This window comes from Achromobacter sp. B7, assembly GCF_003600685.1.
GTDB lineage: Bacteria > Pseudomonadota > Gammaproteobacteria > Burkholderiales > Burkholderiaceae_B > Achromobacter > Achromobacter spanius_B.
Window position 1 is genome coordinate 3047206 of the sequence record NZ_CP032084.1, and the last position, 17650, is coordinate 3064855.

Below are 17650 nucleotides of genomic sequence, written 5' to 3' on the forward strand. Positions count from 1 at the left end.
CGGCTGCCGTTTACTTCTGCTGCCGTTTACTTCTGCTGCCGTTTACTTCTGCTTCCGTTTACCACTGCTCCCGCCCAGTACCGGTCGCGCTCAGTACTGGTACCGCATCGTCACCATCGCGCTGCGGCCGGCGCCCCACGCGCCCTGGCTGTAGAAGCCGACCTGGCTGTAGTACTTGCGGTCGAACAGGTTGTTCACGTTCAGCTGCGCCGACAGGTTGCGGTTGAAGCGGTAGCGGGCCATCAGGTTGGTGATGGCGTAGCTGCCCTGCCCCACGCGTTCGTCGCCATTTGGGCCGCTGGCGATGGTGTAGACGCCGCTTTGCCAGTTCACGCCGCCGCCCACCGTCAACCGGTTCCAGTCGCCCGGCAACTGGTAGGTGGTGAAGACGCGCACCAGCGTGCGCGGCTGGTCGGTCTGGATGGCCGCGCCGTCGCCATCACGCGCGGTCCAGTGCGACCAGCCCGCCGCCAGGTTCCAGCCCGGCGTCACTTCTCCGGACACTTCCAGGTCAAAGCCCCGGCTGCGCGTTCCTTGTGCGGCCCGATAAGCCTGGTTGATCGAACCCGGCACCAGGTAACCCGGGTCGGTCTGCGCCACGTTGTCCTGTTCCACCTGGAACACCGCCGCGCTGGCGTTCAAGCGGCCTTCCAGGAATTCGCCCTTGACGCCGGCCTCGTAGGATTTGCCTTCCAGCGGGTCCAGCCAGCCGCCGTTGCGGTCCTGGTAGCTTTGCGGGTTGAAGATGCCGGTGTAGCTGACGTAGGCGGTGTAGTTGTCGTTGATGTCGTACAGCAGCCCCGCGTACGGCGTGAACGCGTTCTTGTCGAACGCGGTGTGGTCGCCACCGCCAAAGCCCACGGAATCCGTTTTCCAGGTGCTGTAACGGCCGCCGACGATCAGCTTGAGCGGGTCGGCCAGGTTCAGGCGCAGCGCGCCGTACCAGCCCGTCTGCTTGGTGGTGTAGCGGCTGGCGGTCACCGCCGTGTCGCTCCAGTCGGGTTCCGGATACGAGCCGTCCCAGTCAAAGAAGTTGCCCACCGGCGCGGCGTTCAAGCCCGCGCGGTAATCAAAGTCGGCGTACTGGCGGGTGAAGCTGGCGCCCACCACGGCTTCGTGGCGGCGGCCAAAGGCGGTGAACGGGCCGGTGGCCTTGATGTCCAGGCTGTTCTGCTTGCGGTCGCCCAGGTACCACGAGGGCGACCCGTTCACGCCCAGGCCGGTCTGGCGGTCGGGCCAGCCGTACAGATAGAGCAGCTTGCCATCCATTTCGTGCTTGGAATGCGAGGCCACCGCCTGCACCCGCCAATCATTGTCAAAGCGATGCTCCAGGCTGGCGAAGCCGCCCGTCGTGGTGCTGGCCCAGGAGCTCCAGTCGGCCCCGGTGTTCAGCGACCGCTTCCAGTCGGTGCGCCCGCTGTCGGCGTACCACAGCGGAAAGCCGCCCCAGCTGCTGCCCTTGGGGCTGTTGTCCTGGTAATTGAAGCCGGCGCTGAAGGTGGTGCGCGACGTAATGTCCGCGTCGACCACGCCGTAGAACACTTTCTTCTGGCTTTTGTAGTCGTCCAGATAAGAGTGGTTGTCCTGGTAGGCGGACACGATGCGACCGCGCACGCTGCCGTCCTTGTTCAGCGGCGTGGAAAGGTCCAGCGTGCCGCGATAGGTGTCCCACGAGCCCGCGCTGACGCTGATGTCGGCCTTGAATTCGCGGCTGATGGCATGCTTGCGCACCAGGTTGATGGACGCCGACGGATTGCCGGCGCCGGTCAGCAGGCCGGTGGCGCCGCGCACGACTTCCACGCGGTCATAGATGATGGTGTCCATTGACGACTCGCCCGCCGCATAGCCGCTATCAAAGCCCGTGGGCACGCCGTCGTACAGGTAATTGCTGATGGCGAACCCGCGCGAGCTGAACGAATAGCGCTCGCTGTCGTAGTTCTGCACCGCGATACCGGGTGTATTGGCCATGACGTCGGCCAGCGACCGCATGTCTTCGTCTTCCATGCGCTGACGTGTCACCACCGTGACCGACTGCGGTGTCTCGCGCAGCGTCAAGGCCATGCCCGTGCCGGCCGCCGTGGCGCGGGGCGTGTAGGACCCCGTCCCTTCCGTGGTGGTGGGGTCACCGTCGCCCACCACCTGCACGCTGGGCAAGGTGGCCACGGCGCCGTCCTGCGCCTGGGCCGCCGCGCCGCTGGACGCCAGCGCCATCAACACCAGCGCCGACGCGCGGCGCAGCCGCCACGCAGGACGGTCGGAAGAATGAATACGGGGGCTGCCGCCCAGCGGCCTTTGATCTTGCATGCTGCTTTCCTTTCCCACTTCGGGTTGCGTTGTGGGAAAGGAGTGTAATGCGACTGATTCGCATATACGTTTGCTGTTGTGAATTTACGACGGGGGACGGCCACGGGGGATGCCACATAAATCCACGACGCAAATTTGTCCCTACGCGCCGTGGGCATACCCAACACGGCACCCGGCGCATCGGCATAATGTCGCTGGCTTCGGCCCTTATTCCAGTCGTTTTCCGTAGGAATCCCTTCGTGTTCCATGTCTTTACCGGACTGATCAGTCTTTACGTCATCTGGCGTTTCGTCCTGCCCCTGTCGCTATCCCGCCCTGCCAAGGGGGCGTTGTCCCTGTTGTTGCTGGGTGTGGCCGAGCACCATCTGGTGACGCGCAATTTCTTTGGCTCGATGGCCTCGCCCGAGGTGCCCGCCACCTTGCTGATGGCGCTGGGCTGGGCCTTTGGCGCCCTGCTGCTGCTGGCCATGCTGCTGTTGCTGCGCGACGTGGTGGGCGTGGTGGTCTACGTGTTCTCGCGCAAGCGGGGTCGCGGGCTGCTGGCTGCGCGCGGTTGGGCGCAGGGTGCGGCGGTGGCGGCTGCGCTGCTGTCGGCCATTGGCGTGTGGCAGGCCGTGCGCGTGCCCGATGTCAAAACGCTGGAAATCGCCCTGCCCAAACTGCCGCCCAAACTGGACGGCTTTCGGCTGGTGCAACTGACCGACCTGCACGCCAGCCGCCTTCTGGAAGCGCCGTGGATGGACGCGGTGGTCAAGAAAACCAATGCGCTGAACCCGGACCTTATCGTCATCACGGGGGATCTGGTCGACGGCACGACCGATGCGCGCGCGGCCGATGTGCTGCCGCTGCAAGCCCTGCGCGCGCCACAAGGCGTGTACGCCATCCCCGGCAACCACGAGTACTACGCCGAGTACCAGCGCTGGCTGCCCGCCTTCGAAAAGCTGGGCCTGCGCCTGCTGCTCAATGACCACGTCACGCTGACGCCCAATGGACAGCGCCTGGTGCTGGCGGGCGTTACCGACAAGATGGCGGCCGCCTACGACCAGCCCGTGCCGGACGTGGCGCGGGCATTGCAGGGCGTGCCCAAGACCGACCCGGTCATTTTGCTGAGCCATCGCCCCCCAGGCGCGGCGCTGAACGCCCAGGCCGGGGCCGGACTGCAACTGTCCGGCCATACGCATGGTGGCCAGATCCTGGGACCGCACCTGCTGACGCAACTGGCCAACGAGGGCTATGTGTCCGGCCTATATCAGGTGAACGGCATGCAGTTATATGTGAGTAATGGCACCGGGCTGTGGCCGGGCTTTCCGGTCCGCCTGGGCCGCCCTTCCGAAATCACGCAGATCGTGCTGCGCGCACCGGCCCGAGTGGCCGCGCCGTAGGCGGCCTACGCCCACCCACGTTCCCATGACCTACCTGCTGTGGTCCCTGCCCGCGCTGACCGTGATCGTTGCCATCGCCAGCGGGCGAGTCAACACAACGATGGCGGCGGTGCTGGGACTGTTCGCCGCCATTGCGGTAGCGCTGAGTACCGCGCCCGGCGCTTTCACCGGCGCGCAGCTGGCGGTGACCCTGGAACGCGGCGGGTGGATCGGGTGGATCATCACGCCCTACATCCTGGGCGGCTTGTTGTTCTGGCAGATGGCCTCGCCCACGCAGCCGGCCCCGGCCGGCGGTGATCGCTTTGCCGTTCATCCTCCAGAACTGAACGACCCGCTGGCGCGTCGGCGGCGCTTGTTCTTTGCCTGTTTCCTGATCGGCCCTTTTGCCGAATCCGCTACGGGTTTTGGCGTGGGCATGCTGGGCACCGTGCTGCTTATCCGCCCGCTGGGGCTCAAGCCCCGCGACATCATGATCTTCGCGCTGTTGAGCCAGACGCTGATCCCTTGGGGCGCGATGGGCAGCGGCACCTTGCTGGCGTCCGCCTACGCACGCGTTCCAGCCCCGCAGCTGGCGTTGTACAGCATGGTGGCGGTGGCCTTGTTGATGGCCGTGTGGATGACGCTGTTCTGGCGCACGGCGCGCATTGCGGGCATTAAAGTCGGCACCGCCGAGCACGTCAGGGAAGCCGGCTGGATCGTCACCAGCCTGGCATCGCTTTGCGCCGCCACAGCCCTGTTGGGCCCCGAGACGGCGCTGCTGGCCGCCTACGGCCCCTTGATCGTGCTGCGCTTCGTGCTGGATCGCAGGCCCGATCGCACCCAGGCGCTTGCGGCCGCCCGCCGCGCGTTGCCCTACATCCTGGTGATTGCGTGCCTGGTGGCCACGCGGCTCATTCCTACGCTGAATCGCGCGTTGGGCGCCTGGGCCGATATCCGGCCGTTTGCCGACCTGCCCGCCTGGATGCCGTTTCTGCATGCCGGCAGTTGGCTCGTTGCCGGCGCGCTGGCCATGGCGGTGTGGCGGCGCCAGCCGGGCGCGCTGGCCGCGCAGGCGCGCGCGGCCTGGCGCACCGGCCGGCATGCCGTCATGTCCGTCTTTCTGTTTGCCATGATGGCCGAGGTGCTGGCCGGCGCCGGCATCTCGCAAGCCTATGCCGACGGCCTGTTCGCCGCCTTGCGGGACTGGACCATCCTGATCACGCCGCTGCTTGCCGGCGCCTTCGGCATTCTGGCCAACAGCGGCAACGCGCCGAACAGCCTGTTCATGCCGTCCCAGCTATCATTAGCCCTGCACGCGGGTCTGAATGTGCCGGCAGCGGCAGCGCTGTTACACGTTTCAGGCACGTCGATGGGGTTTTTTTCACCCGTCAGGATGTCAATTGCGGCGGGTTTGGCCCACGGACAAGGGCAAGAACGCAGCGTGTATGTTCTACTACTGCCGTTTGCCCTGGCCGCGTTCGGCATTCTTTTATCCCTGGCACTGCTTGTCGTGCTGTCGGGATAGCCGCCCGAGCGCTGATGCTCACGGCCTCAACCTTTTTTTTGTGTAGCACATGGGACTAGAACAGTTAGCCGCGATCCGGGCCTTGATCACCAAGCAGGCGCCTGAAGAGCCGACCCCCAAGAAAGAATCGCGTCCGCAAGGCGCAGGCAAAGGCCCCCGCCCACCCGGCGGCGGCAAAGGCCCGCGTCCGCAAGGCGATAAGGGCCCGCGCCCGCAAGGCGGTGACAAGAACGCCCGTTCCCAGGGCGGCGACAAGGGCCAGCGGCCGCAACGCGCCGACCGGCGCGAATCGCCCGTGGACCCGGTCGTGGTCGCAATTTCGCGCTTGCAACGCCAGTTTCCCAAGGCCTTCCCCAAGAACCCCTCGCCGAAGCTTCCGCTGAAGCTGGGCGTGCTGGCAGACTTGGTGCAACATGCCCAGACGCTGCAACTGGACGAAGCGCAGATCAAGGAAGCGGTCAAGACCTGGTGCGATGGCCGCCGCTATTGGGCCAGCATGGTCGAGGACGCGCCGCGTGTGGACCTGAACGGCGAACCCTCGGGCGTCGTGACGGCCAACGAAGCCAAGCATGCCAAGCGCATGGCCTCGCGCAGCGCATCCAAGAACGCCGCCGCGCGCAACAAGGCCAAGAAAGCCGAAGCCGCGGCAGCCGCCGGTACCGGTGACGCCGCTACCGGTGACGCCGCCGTGCCTGCGCCCGTGACGGCGCCCGTGACGGCGGATGTTGCCGCACCGGTGCAATCGGCCCCGCAAGCGCCGGCCGAGACGGCTGCAACTCCGGCTGCAACTCCTCCTGCAACTCCGACTGAAAGCGCGGCCTCCGCAACGCCCGCCGCCACGCCGGATGCATCCAGCGATGCGTCGACCCCGGCGGCTGATGCACCGTCCGCCGAGCCGACTTCGCCGGCCACGGATTCGTCCACGGATTCGTCCACGGATTCGTCCGCCGACAAGCCCGCGCAGTCCTGAGTCACACCGTCATCGGGCCACATCGCCCGATGACGGCAAAAAGCCCGGCCCGCAACGATCCGTCGCGGGCCGGGCTTTTGCATGCGTCCTTGCCTCAGGCCGCCAGCGCCTGCTCCAGATACCGCATCCCTGTCGGGCTGTACGGCAGCGTCAGCGCCCACTGGTGACCCGCCGCGTCCATTTTCTGCAACGACTTCCTCAAGATCTCCACGATCTTCTCCCCATGCGCGGGATGGAACGCTTCGTACTGGTATTGCAAAAACACCAGGCACAAGGCGTTTTCCATGGTCTGCACGTCGGCGTCCTGCTTGATGCCCTGCTTCATCACGATGGTTCTCACGCGGTCGATCACGTCGTCGGCGTAGCCCGCGTCGCGCAGTATGCCTTCCGCGATGGCGGCATGATGCCGCGCCAGCGCCTTGCGCCACGTCAGGTAACCCACGCGCCCGTCGGGATAGCTCTTGCGCGTGATTTCCCAGCGCCCGATGTGCTGGCAGCGCGAGGCCAGCACCAGCGGTTCCGACGCATCCGGCGCCAGCTTCATCACCCATTCATGCAGCTTTTGCGCCAGGAATAGCTCCTGCGGACAGGTCTCGCCCTGCCAGGCGAACAGATTGGGGTCGGTGCCGTTGTACTGGTCAAACCGAAGCAGCGTCTGGTGTAGACGATCATTCATGCGGTGAGTTTCCTGCGTGCGTTGCATTTCCGGGAAGGCGCCGGAGCCGGCCAAAGACGCAACGATCATAGCGCCAAGCCGGCCGCCAGACGCATCCGCGCCGCGCAAACCGCATATCGAAACTCGAAAATCATCGTTCATGTGCGCGCGGTGACTGCTTAGGATCTGGGGTTCTTCCAACGCCGATGGCGCACCGTGCGCCCTGCTGTCACCCCATGCCAGATATTTCCCTTCGGGAGCCCCAGGCCCCACCCGTGCGCGTCGCCGTCGACGTGGGCGGCACGTTTACCGACATCGTTCTGGAACGCGACGACCGCCGCTGGTCCGCCAAGCTGCTGACCACGCCCGCCACCCCGGAGACGGCCGTGCTGCAAGGCATTGAAGAACTGCTGGGCGTAGCGGGCCTGCGCTGGCCCGACGTCAGCTTGCTGATCCTGGGCACCACGCTGGCCACCAATGCGCTGATTGAACGCAAGGGCGCGCGCACCGCCCTGCTGACCACGGCGGGCTTTCGGGATCTGGTCGAGATCGGCCTGGAAGACCGCTTCGCGCAATACGACATTTTCCTGGACAAGCCCCAGCCGCTGGTGCCCCGCCCCTGGCGCCATGGCGTCACCGAACGGGTCGACGCGCGCGGGCAGGTGCTGACGCCGCTGGACGAGTCGCAGGTCATCGCGCTGGCGCATGAACTGATCGCCGCGCGTATTGAAAGCGTGGCGGTCTGCCTGCTGCACAGCTACGCCTACCCCGCCCACGAACGCCGCATCCGCGAGCTGTTGCAGGCCCACGCGCCGGGCCTGTGGGTGTCGCTGTCATCGGACATCTGCGCCGAGATCCGCGAATATCCGCGCCTGTCCACCGTCAGCGCCAACGCCTATGTGCAGCCGCAGGTGTCGGGCTATCTGCGTCGGCTGAACGACGCGGCCCGCGAACGCGGCTTGCGCGACGAACCGTTTCTGATGACCTCGGGCGGGGCCATCGCCACGCTGCAAACCGGGGTGGAAGAACCGGTGCGCCTGGTCGAATCGGGGCCGGCGGGTGGCGCCATCCTGGCGCAGCACATCGCCGAGCAGACCGGCTCCGCGCGCGCGCTATCGTTCGACATGGGCGGCACCACCGCGAAGATCTGCTACATCGACGACTTCGAACCCCAGGTCAGCCGCAGCTTTGAATTCGGCCGCGTGCACCGGCACCTGAAAGGCTCCGGCCTGCCTATCCGCATACCTGTCATCGAGATGGTGGAAATCGGCGCCGGTGGCGGCTCCATCGCTCGCGTCAACCACCTGGGCGTGGTGCAGGTGGGCCCCGACAGCGCGGGTTCCGCGCCCGGCCCCGCCGCCTACTGCAACGGCGGTGAACTGCCCACGGTGACCGATGCGCACGCCGTGATCGGCAACGTAACGCCCGACCGTTTCGCGGTGGGCAAGGTCAAACTGCAACCCGAGTTGGCGCAGCGTGCCGTTCAGGCGCACCTGGCCACGCCCGCCGAGCTGGATGCGCCGCAGGCCGCGCAGGCCATCATCGATGTCGTCACCGAGAACATGGCCAACGCCGCGCGCGTCCATGCCTCGGAGCTGGGCAAGACGGCCGAAGAACACACCCTTATCGCCTTTGGCGGCGCGGCGCCGCTGCATGCGGCGGCGCTGGCGCGCAAGCTGGGCATCGAGCGCGTCATCATTCCGGAATCCGCCGGCGTGGGATCGGCGGTGGGTTTCCTGTGGGCGCCCATCGCCTATCAGGCCGTTCGCAGCTTTCACCAGCGCGTCGATGGCATCGACCACGCCGCCGTGCAGCGCCTGCTTGACGAACTGACCGCCGGCGTCGACGCCGTGGTGCGCCGGGCCGCCCCGGACACCGCCTTGACGCACAAACGGGTGGTATTCATGCGCTACAGCGGCCAGGGGCACGAAATTGCGGTCGACCTGCCGGACGGACCGTTCGACGAGTCGGCCAGCGCCCGGCTAGCCGCGGCCTTCGCCCAGCGCTACGCCGAACTGTATGGACGCAGCCTGCCGCACGTGGCGCCCGAAGCCGTGAGCTGGTCCGTAGCCGCGCAAGCCGGCCAGCGCCGCGCACGGCCGCACGACCCCATTGCCGCCGGCCAGGGCACGGCGGCGCGCGTCGCAGGCACGCGCCCGGTGTACGACGCCGCCCAGGGCCGCCGCATCGACATCCCCGTCTACGAACGCCAATCGCTGGACCCCGAACAGACGCTGACCGGCCCCGCGCTGGTCGTGGAAGACGAAACCACCACCTTCGTGCCGCCCGGCTTCGTCGCGCGCCGCAGCCGCCTGGGCTCGCTGGTGCTGGACGATACCCGTGCGGCCCAGCGTCGCCAGGCCGACGCCGCCGACAAGGACTACACATCATGAGCACCCAAGCCGACCGCTTGCACCCGGCCACCGCCGCCGCGCCCGTGGCACAAGAGCGCATCCGTTTCCAACTGGCATGGAACCGCCTGCTGTCCGTCGTGGAAGAGCAGGCGCAGGTATTGATCCGATCCGCCTTCGGCACCGCCACGCGGGAAGCCGGCGACCTGTCCGCCGGCGTGTTCCTGCCCGATGGCCGCATGATCGCGCAAGCCGTCACCGGCACGCCCGGGCACGTCAACGCCATGGCCGAATCCGTCAAACACTTTCTGCGCGTCTTCCCGCCCGAATCGCTAAAGGATGGCGACGTGCTGCTGACCAACGACCCCTGGAAAGGCACCGGCCACCTGTTCGACATGACCATGGTGACGCCGGTGTTTCACGATGGCGCGCTGGTGGCGCTGTTTGCCTCCACCTTGCACGTGATCGATATCGGCGGCATCGGCAGCAGTGCCGACGGTTTGGAGATCTATCACGAAGGCCTGTTCCTGCCCATCCTGCGCTTCTTCCATCAACACGAAGTGGACCCGGGCGTGCTGGCCATTATTCGCGCCAACGTGCGCGAGCCCGAACAGGTGGAAGGCGACCTGTACGCGTTGGTGGCCTGCAACGCGATCGGCGGGCGCCGCCTGAAATCGTTGTTGACGGAGTTTGAGCTGGGCGGACTGGACGCCCTGGGCGGCTACATCATCGAGCAGTCCGAAAACGCCATGCGCCAGGCCATCGCCCAATGGCCGCAAGGCACCTGGCATAACACGCTTGTTATCGACGGCTACGACGCGCCGATCACCTTGCAAGCCAGCGTGAGCATCGCGCGCGACAAGATCCGAATCGACTTCGCCGGCACCTCGCCCAGCGTGGCGCGCGGCATCAACGTGGTGAAGGCCTACACCGACGCCTATACCTCGTTTGGCGTGCGCTGCCTGATCGGCGCCGACGTGCCCAACAACGCGGGGTCCCTGTCGTGCGTCGAAGTCGCGGCGCCCGACGGCTCGATTCTGAATGCGCGTTTTCCCGCCGCCGTCACGGCGCGCCACATCATTGGGCAGATGTTGCCCGACGTGGTCTTTGGCGCGCTGCGCCAGGCCCGGGCGGATCAGGTTCCGGCCGAGGGCGCGTCGTCGCTGTGGAACCTGCATCTGGTCGGCGGCGAGCCCCTGGCGGGCGCCACGCCCGAACAGCAGGAAGCGCTGCTGGCCGGCCCGCGCTTTAACGCCGTCAGTTTTTCGACCGGCGGCACCGGTGCGCGGCCCGGCAAGGACGGGTTGTCCGTCACGTCCTACCCCAGCGGCGTGCGCAATGTATCGCTTGAGATCCTGGAAAGCGCCAACCCGCTGGTCTTCGAACAAAAGGAATACCGGCCGGACTCGGGCGGCCCCGGCACGCAGCGCGGGGGGCTGGGCCAAACCATCGTGGTGCGCCACGCCGACCCACAAGCCGCCATGATCATTGCCGCCGCGTTCGACCGCGTCGTGCATCCGGCGCGCGGCGCGCTGGGCGGCCACGCCGGCGCGGGCGGCCAACTGGGCCTGGCCGGCGGCGCCACACTGCGCGCCAAGGGGCGACAGCTGGTTCCCCCCGGCGAAAGGTTGGTCGTGCAAACACCCGGCGGCGGCGGACTGGGCGACCCCGCCGGCCGCGACGCCGAGCGCATTGATCGCGATGTGCGCGACGGCCTGGTCAGCGCCGACCAGGCGCGCATGGCCTACCGGGAGCCACAAGCGTGACACCGACGCCGCAACCGATCCGGAAACCGATCCCGATCCCGAAACCGAAACAGAACCCGATCCCGACCCAGCACCTGACCTTGAACCAGACCCCGAGCCCGATCTTGACCCCAACGTTGACCCAAAGCTCCCCCCGGATCGCGACCCGGATCGCGACCCGCATCACCCGCCGCATCGCCACCACGACTCGACGCGCCCGTCTCGGCCTGCTGCTGGCCGGCGCCTTGCTTGCCTTTGCGCCCGCCCTGCACGCCGAGCCCACCCGGGGCGGTACGCTGACCCTGCTATTGCCTTCCGAACCGACCGCGCTGGTGACGGTGGGCAACGTCGCCACGCCCATCCTCAGCGTCAGCGCCAAGGTCACCGAAGGCCTGCTCAAGTACGACTACGACTTGAATCCCCAGCCGCAACTAGCCACCGCCTGGCAGGTCAGCCCCGACGGCACTGTCTACACCTTCACGCTACGCCAAGGCGTGAAATGGCATGACGGCAAGCCGTTCACCGCCGCCGACGTCGCGTTTTCTATCGGGCTGCTCAAGAAGATCCACCCGCGCGGGCGCAACACGTTCGCCAACGTCACCGCCATCGAAACGCCGGACGACCACACCGTGGTGCTGCGCCTGGCCAAGCCGGCGCCCTACCTCATCCGCGCCTTCGTCGCCACCGAGACGCCCATCATCCCCAAGCACATCTTTGATGGCCCCGACCCGTTGACCAACCCGGCGATCTCCGCACCCATCGGCACCGGCCCGTACAAGTTCAAGGAATGGGTGCGCGGCAGCCACATCGTGTATGAACGCAACCCGGACTACTGGGACAAGCCCAAGCCCTATATCGACCGCCTGATCGTGCGCGTGGTGGCCGACCCCGCCGCCGCCGCCATCGCGTTTGAAACCGGCACCGTGGACCTGGGCTACCGCACGCCCGTGCCACTGGCCGACCTGGCGCGCCTGAAAGCCGTGCCGTCACTGCGGTTCGAAACGCGCGGCAACAGCTATTCGTACAACGTGACGCGGCTGGAATTCAACCTGGACGAGCCGCATTTCAAGAACGAGAAAGTGCGGCAGGCGGTGGCCCACGCCATCGACCGCAACGTCATCCTGAAAGTTGTGAACTACGGCGTGGGCCAGGTGGCGTATTCGCCGATTGCGCCCGGCCTGAAAGCCTATAACGACCCCACGCCGTCGCCTTACGCCTTTGACCTGAAGCGCGCCAACGCGCTGCTGGACGAAGCCGGTTACCCCAAGGGGCCGGACGGCGTGCGCTTTCGGGTGCCGCTGGACTACAACCCGATCGGCTCTGACGGCGCACGGCTGGCCGATTATCTGCGCACGACGCTGGCGCGCACCGGCATCGCCGTGACGGTGCGCTCGCAAGACGCCTCGGCCTTCATCAAGCGCGTCTATACCGATCGCGACTTCGCCTTCACCACCAATGGCGCCAGCAATCTGTTCGACCCCACGGTCGGCGTGCAGCGGCTGTACTGGTCCAGGAACTTCATCCGGGGCGTGCCTTTTTCCAACGGCACGCATTATCAGAACCCGCAGGTCGATGCCTTGCTGGAAGCCGCCGCCGTTGAAAACGACCCCGCGCGGCGCGTCCAGCTGTTCAAGGACTTTCAGCAGATCGTCGCGCGCGAGGTGCCCGACCTGAACCTGTATCAGCCCGAATTCATCACCATCGCCAACCAGCGTGTGCACGACCATTCGCTGACGGCCGACGGCGTGGAATCCAACTTGGCGGACGTCTACCTGCAATGAACCCGCGACGCGCCGCCCGCACGCTGGGCTTGTCCCTGGTCCAGGCGATCCCGACCGTCATCGGGGTCATCCTGCTGAGTTTTTTCCTGCTGCAAGCCGTGCCGGGCGATGCTGCCGACGTGATCGCGGCCGAGTCCGGGTCGGCCACCGAAGCCGGCATGGCGGCCATGCGCAGCCAGTTCGGGCTGGACCGCCCGGTGTTGCAGCAACTTGGCGCCTACCTGGGCAATCTGGCCAGCCTGAACCTGGGGATATCGCCGCGCTACAACCTGCCGGTGTCCGACCTGATCTTCAGCCGCTTGGGCAACACGGTGCTGCTGATGTTCAGCGCGTTGGGATGCGCGCTGGCCGCCGGTATCACGCTGGGCGCGGTCATGGCCACCTTTGTGGGCCGCTGGCCGGACCGCGTGCTGTCGCTGGCGGCGTTGCTGCTGTATTCCACTCCGGGCTTCTGGCTGGGGCTGATGGCCATCATCCTGCTTTCCGTGCAGCTGGGTTGGCTGCCGCCGGGCGGGGTGTCGACGATCGGCGCGCCCGCCACCGGCCTGGCGCACCTGCTGGACGTGGCGCGCCACCTGGTACTGCCGACCTTGGCCTTGGCGGGCTTCTACGTGGCCATCTTCGCGCGGCTGACGCGCGCGGCCATGCTGGAGGTCAGCCGGCAGGACTTCGTGCGCACCGCGCACGCCAAGGGCGTCGCGCCCACGGCCGTGGCGTTGCGGCACGTGCTGCGCAATGCGCTGATTCCGGTTACCACCGTTGCCGGCTTGAACTTCGGCACGCTGCTGGGCGGCGCGGTGGTAGTCGAGACGGTCTTTAGCTGGCCCGGGCTGGGCCGCCTGGCCTACGAGTCGGTCATGGCGCGCGACTATGTCGTGTTGCTGGGCATCCTGGTGCTGTCTTCGCTGCTGGTGATCGTGGCCAACATTCTGGTCGATCTGTTGCAGACGCTGCTGGATCCGCGCATTCGCGTCGGCTGATGACGTTCTGGCGTTCTGGCGTTCTGGCGTTTGGCCGCTTGGCCGCCTGGCCGCTATGCATTGCTTGGCCTTGGGTCCTTGGCCGTGGGTCTTTGGCCTTGGGTCCTTCGTATTTGGTCCTGGGGCCTTCGCCCACGTTCCTTGTTCCCTCTTTCCTTCACTTCATTTCATGCCGCCTGATTTCTCGTCCCCGTCTTTGCCGCCGCCCGCGCCCCTGGCCCTGGCCATGAGCCCCCCACGCCGTGCGCGCACGCTGCGCCGGCTACTGGCCAACCCTGGCGCGGTGGTCGGCGGCGTGCTGTTGCTGTTGATCCTGTGCGCCGCCATTACCGCGCCCTGGGTGTTTCCGCACGACCCGCTCGACATGGTCGGTCCGCCGATCCAGTGGCCCGGTCAAGACCCGGAGTTCTGGCTGGGCACCGACACGATGGGCCGCGACATCGCGGCCGGCCTGGCGCACGGCGCCCGCGTGTCGTTGACGGTCGGCGTGACGGCCGCGCTGCTCAGTTTGGCGATCGGCATTGCCGTAGGCGCGTCGGCCGGCTACTTCGGCGGCTGGGTGGACGTGGTGCTGATGCGCGTCACCGAACTGCTGCAAACAATTCCTTCGTTCTTGCTGGTGGTGGTGATCGTGGCCATCGGGCGCCCGTCGGTCGGCGTCATCGCGCTATCGATCGGCGCGGCCTCGTGGCCCGTGGTGGCGCGGCTGGTTCGCGCTGAATTTCGGACCCTGCGCGAAACCGAATTCGTGCTGGCCGCGCGCAGCAACGGCTTTGGCCACGCACGCATCGCCCTGCTGGAAATTTTGCCCAACGCGCTGCCGCCCGTCATCGTGACGACCTCGGTGCTGGTGGCCAACGCCATCCTCATGGAATCCGCCCTGTCGTTCATGCACATGGGCGATCCGAACGCCGTGTCCTGGGGCAGCATGATCGGCGACGCGCGCGAGATGCTGCGCACCGCGTGGTACCTGGCCGCCCTGCCCGGCCTGTCCATCGTGCTGACCGTGTTGTCGCTGAACCTGCTGGGCGACGCCTTGAACGATGCCTTTAACCCGAGGCTGTCCGCATGACACGCACGTCCCACCCCCCCGACACCCGTGCGCTCTTAAGCGTGCAAGACCTGACCGTGTCGTTTCGCGCCGACGACGGGCAGCGCCGCGCCGTCGACGGTTTGAGCTTTGACGTAGCGGCGGGCGAAACGCTGGCGCTGGTCGGTGAATCCGGCTGCGGCAAGTCGACTACGGCACTGGCCGTGCTGCGCCTGCTTGCGCCCGGCAGCCGGGTGCAGGGCCGCATCCTGTTCAACGACGTGGACCTGGCCGCCCTGCCGGACCGGCAGCTGCGCCAGGTGCGCGGCCGCGACATCGCCATGATCTTCCAGGAGCCCATGACCTCACTGAACCCGGTGCTGACCATCGGCCGGCAAATCGCCGAAGCCATCCGTTGCCACGAGGACATCGGGCGTACCGCGTTGCGCCACCGCACGCTGGAGCTGCTGGCGCGCGTTCGCATCCCCGACCCCGAACGCCGCATCGACGACTACCCGATGCAGTTGTCGGGCGGCCAACGCCAGCGTGTAATGATCGCCATGGCTATCGCCTGCCGGCCGAAACTGCTGATTGCCGACGAGCCCACCACCGCGCTCGACGTCACCATCCAGGCGCAGATCCTGCAATTGCTGGACGAGCTGCGGCGCGACCTGGGCATGAGCGTGCTGCTGATCACGCACGATCTCGGTGTGGTGCGGCAATGGGCCGATCGTGTCCTCGTCATGCACGGTGGCAAAAAACTGGAAGAAGCGCCGGCCGTCCAACTGTTCGCCGCGCCGTCGCACCCCTATACGCAGGGGCTGCTGGGCGCATCGCTACACGCGCGCGGCGGGCTGCACTACCGTCAGGCACGGCTGCCGGAGATCGTGGTCAGTCATGGACATGGCGATGGCGAACCGCATTTCACATTGCGCACGTCCACGGGCGCTGGCCAAGCGCACGGTGCGACCGGGCAGCACAGCGCCGCGCCGCTGCTCAGCGTGCGGGGCCTGACCACGCGCTATGCGGGACGCCGAGGCGTCGACGTGCTGGCGGTCGATGACGTGTCCTTCGATATCGCTCACGGCGAAACGCTGGGTTTGGTGGGCGAATCAGGTAGCGGCAAATCCAGCCTGTCGCGCACGCTGCTGCGCCTGACACCCGCGCATACCGGCCAGGCGCTGCTGCGTGGCACCGATCTGCTGGCCCTGTCCCAACGCGCGCTAAAAGCATCGCGGCGGCATATACAGATGGTGTTCCAGGACCCCTACGCCTCATTGAACCCGCGCCATACCGTGCACGACATCCTGGCCGCCGTGTTGAAGGTGCACGGCGTGCGCGACCGCGCCGAACGAGGCCGGCACGTGGCTCGGATGCTTGACAACGTCGGCTTGCCCGCCGACGCGGCCAGACGCTATCCCAACGAGTTCTCGGGCGGGCAGCGCCAACGCATCGGCATCGCCCGCGCGCTGATCACGCGCCCGTCCCTGGTAGTGCTGGACGAACCCGTGTCGGCGCTGGACGTGTCGGTGCAGGCGCAGATACTGAATCTGTTGGTCGACTTGAAGAACGAGCTGGGCCTGTCCTACCTGTTCATCTCCCACGATCTGGCCGTGGTGCGTTATCTGTGCGACCGGGTCATGGTCATGAACCAGGGCCGCATCGTGGAACACGGAACGCCCGAGACCATCTGGCGCCAGCCGGCGCACCCCTACACGCGCACGCTATTGGCCGCCGTGCCCGCCGCGCCTGCCCTGCCCGCCGCGACGGCCGCCCATGTCGCGCCGCCGGCCCCAGCTTCGGCCCCCGTTGGCCGCCAAACCGCGTCATACTCGCGGGTTCCGGGCATTGGTATCCTTCACGGGTAAGCGACACCGCCCCACCCCCGACTGGTAACTGCATGAGCTCATCCCCCATCCCCACCCTGGCGCCCGACGTGCTGGCGGCGCAAGCCCTGGCCAAGCAACACGGCGTCGGCACGCCGAACGTGCTGACAACGCCCATCGCCGAATGCCGCAAAAAAAGCCGCGCCTATCAACACTGGTTAAGCCAGCCCGCGCCACCGGTCGGCCGCGTGGTGGAACATCGGCTGGATCATCTGCCGGTGCCGGCCACGCTGCGCCTGTACTACCCCGAAGGCGCCAGCGACAAGCCCCTGCCCTTGTACCTGCACCTGCACGGTGGCGGCTTCGCGCAAGGCGACCTGGACACGCTGGACCGCTGGAAGCGCGAAATCGCGGCCGACGCGGGCATCGTCACGGCCGGCCTGTCCTACGCCTTGTCCCCCGAAGCGCGCTACCCCGTTGCACTGGAACAGGTGCTGGGCGCCTTGCGCTGGTTGCGCGACGAAGCGCCGGCACTGGGCCTGGACGCGCAGCGCCTGGCCGTGGGCGGTGAATCGGCGGGCGGCAACCTGACGCTGGCCGCGCTGCAACGCCTGCGCGATGAGGGCGATGCGTTCATCAAGACCGGCGTGGTCATCTACGGCATGCTGTCGGCCCGCCGCGATACGCCGTCGCAGGAATCGTTTGGCGACGGACGCTTTGGGCTGTCCACGGAAAAGCTGGATTGGTTCTGGGACCAATACGTTGCCGACGCCGCCCAATTGACGGACCCCGGCGTGGCCCCGCTGCATGCCGACGTTGCCGGACTGCCGCCGTTGATCCTGCAAGCCGCCGCGCTGGACCCCCTGCTGGACGACACGCTGGACCTGGCCAACAAGCTGTTCGCCAGTGGCGCCGCGCCCATGCTGGTGGTCTATTCCGGCGTGCCCCACAGCTTTATCGGCATGACGCGCCTGCTTGCCCAGGCGCAAGAAGCGCGCGCGGACCTGGTCCACGCGCTCAAACGCAACTTGGCCGCCTAGCAGAGCGTTAGCTTAAGTTTCGTAGTCGTCTCATGGACAGCGCCTTTCGTGGCTGGGCAAGATGCTGGATTCGATCTTGCCT

The 17650-nt window shown here is 67.0% G+C and carries 12 protein-coding genes; 10 read left to right on the forward strand and 2 right to left on the reverse strand.

Annotation, left to right across the window (positions count from 1 at the left end; genetic code table 11):
- Nucleotides 1–90 precede the first annotated feature (90 nt).
- Nucleotides 91–2304 carry a ferric-rhodotorulic acid/ferric-coprogen receptor FhuE gene (gene fhuE, locus DVB37_RS13770; protein WP_205571613.1) on the reverse strand — a complete coding sequence of 738 codons (2214 nt, stop codon included), beginning with the start codon at nucleotides 2302–2304 and terminating at the stop codon, nucleotides 91–93.
- A gap of 239 nt (nucleotides 2305–2543) precedes the next feature.
- Here fhuE and DVB37_RS13775 point away from each other — a divergent pair, with 239 nt between their 5' ends.
- Genes DVB37_RS13775 through DVB37_RS13785 form a run of 3 tightly spaced genes read left to right on the forward strand, consistent with a single transcriptional unit; the run spans nucleotide 2544 to nucleotide 6160 of the window.
- Nucleotides 2544–3686 (forward strand): metallophosphoesterase, encoded by a 1143-nt coding sequence (locus DVB37_RS13775; protein WP_120155696.1) that lies wholly within the window; start codon nucleotides 2544–2546, stop codon nucleotides 3684–3686.
- A 25-nt stretch (nucleotides 3687–3711) separates the two neighbouring features.
- Nucleotides 3712–5190: a hypothetical protein gene (locus DVB37_RS13780; protein WP_120155698.1), complete on the forward strand. Its 1479-nt coding sequence runs from the start codon at nucleotides 3712–3714 to the stop codon at nucleotides 5188–5190.
- A 49-nt stretch (nucleotides 5191–5239) separates the two neighbouring features.
- On the forward strand, nucleotides 5240–6160 hold the full coding sequence (locus DVB37_RS13785) for a ProQ/FinO family protein (protein ID WP_240434113.1): 921 nt from the start codon (nucleotides 5240–5242) through the stop codon (nucleotides 6158–6160).
- A gap of 94 nt (nucleotides 6161–6254) precedes the next feature.
- Here DVB37_RS13785 and DVB37_RS13790 read toward each other — a convergent pair whose 3' ends face one another.
- Nucleotides 6255–6836: a DUF4202 domain-containing protein gene (locus tag DVB37_RS13790; protein ID WP_046807778.1), complete on the reverse strand. Its 582-nt coding sequence runs from the start codon at nucleotides 6834–6836 to the stop codon at nucleotides 6255–6257.
- 254 nt (nucleotides 6837–7090) lie between these two features.
- Between DVB37_RS13790 and DVB37_RS13795 the strand changes: the two genes are divergently transcribed.
- From DVB37_RS13795 to DVB37_RS13830, 7 genes are all read left to right on the forward strand, one after another.
- A complete protein-coding gene (locus tag DVB37_RS13795; protein WP_240434114.1) occupies nucleotides 7091–9208 on the forward strand; it encodes a hydantoinase/oxoprolinase family protein in 2118 nt (705 codons plus the stop codon).
- Nucleotides 9205–10932, forward strand: a complete 1728-nt coding sequence (locus tag DVB37_RS13800; RefSeq protein WP_120155707.1) for a hydantoinase B/oxoprolinase family protein — start codon at nucleotides 9205–9207, stop codon at nucleotides 10930–10932. Before DVB37_RS13795 ends, DVB37_RS13800 begins: the two co-directional genes overlap by 4 nt.
- Nucleotides 10933–11105: 173 nt before the next feature.
- Entirely contained in the window at nucleotides 11106–12692 is a 1587-nt protein-coding gene (locus tag DVB37_RS13810; protein ID WP_120157490.1) for an ABC transporter substrate-binding protein, read from the forward strand.
- Nucleotides 12689–13672, forward strand: a complete 984-nt coding sequence (locus tag DVB37_RS13815; RefSeq protein WP_120155711.1) for an ABC transporter permease — start codon at nucleotides 12689–12691, stop codon at nucleotides 13670–13672. The genes DVB37_RS13810 and DVB37_RS13815 overlap by 4 nt, the downstream gene beginning before the upstream one ends.
- A 226-nt stretch (nucleotides 13673–13898) precedes the next feature.
- Nucleotides 13899–14744, forward strand: a complete 846-nt coding sequence (locus DVB37_RS13820) for an ABC transporter permease (RefSeq protein ID WP_104145539.1) — start codon at nucleotides 13899–13901, stop codon at nucleotides 14742–14744.
- On the forward strand, nucleotides 14741–16570 hold the full coding sequence (locus DVB37_RS13825; RefSeq protein WP_120155713.1) for an ABC transporter ATP-binding protein: 1830 nt from the start codon (nucleotides 14741–14743) through the stop codon (nucleotides 16568–16570). The genes DVB37_RS13820 and DVB37_RS13825 overlap by 4 nt, the downstream gene beginning before the upstream one ends.
- A gap of 32 nt (nucleotides 16571–16602) precedes the next feature.
- Complete coding sequence (locus tag DVB37_RS13830) at nucleotides 16603–17568, forward strand: alpha/beta hydrolase (RefSeq protein WP_120155716.1); 966 nt, start codon at nucleotides 16603–16605, stop codon at nucleotides 17566–17568.
- Nucleotides 17569–17650: the final 82 nt, after the last annotated feature.

What these genes read in the sequence shown, in the direction of transcription:
- fhuE (WP_205571613.1), bottom strand. Translation starts at nt 2,304, where the DNA reads ATGCAAGATCAAAGGCCGCTGGGCGGCAGCCCCCGTATTCATTCTTCC.
- DVB37_RS13780 (WP_120155698.1), top strand. Translation starts at nt 3,712, where the DNA reads ATGACCTACCTGCTGTGGTCCCTGCCCGCGCTGACCGTGATCGTTGCC.
- DVB37_RS13785 (WP_240434113.1), top strand. Translation starts at nt 5,240, where the DNA reads ATGGGACTAGAACAGTTAGCCGCGATCCGGGCCTTGATCACCAAGCAG.
- DVB37_RS13790 (WP_046807778.1), bottom strand. Translation starts at nt 6,836, where the DNA reads ATGAATGATCGTCTACACCAGACGCTGCTTCGGTTTGACCAGTACAAC.
- DVB37_RS13800 (WP_120155707.1), top strand. Translation starts at nt 9,205, where the DNA reads ATGAGCACCCAAGCCGACCGCTTGCACCCGGCCACCGCCGCCGCGCCC.
- DVB37_RS13815 (WP_120155711.1), top strand. Translation starts at nt 12,689, where the DNA reads ATGAACCCGCGACGCGCCGCCCGCACGCTGGGCTTGTCCCTGGTCCAG.
- DVB37_RS13820 (WP_104145539.1), top strand. Translation starts at nt 13,899, where the DNA reads ATGAGCCCCCCACGCCGTGCGCGCACGCTGCGCCGGCTACTGGCCAAC.
- DVB37_RS13825 (WP_120155713.1), top strand. Translation starts at nt 14,741, where the DNA reads ATGACACGCACGTCCCACCCCCCCGACACCCGTGCGCTCTTAAGCGTG.
- DVB37_RS13830 (WP_120155716.1), top strand. Translation starts at nt 16,603, where the DNA reads ATGAGCTCATCCCCCATCCCCACCCTGGCGCCCGACGTGCTGGCGGCG.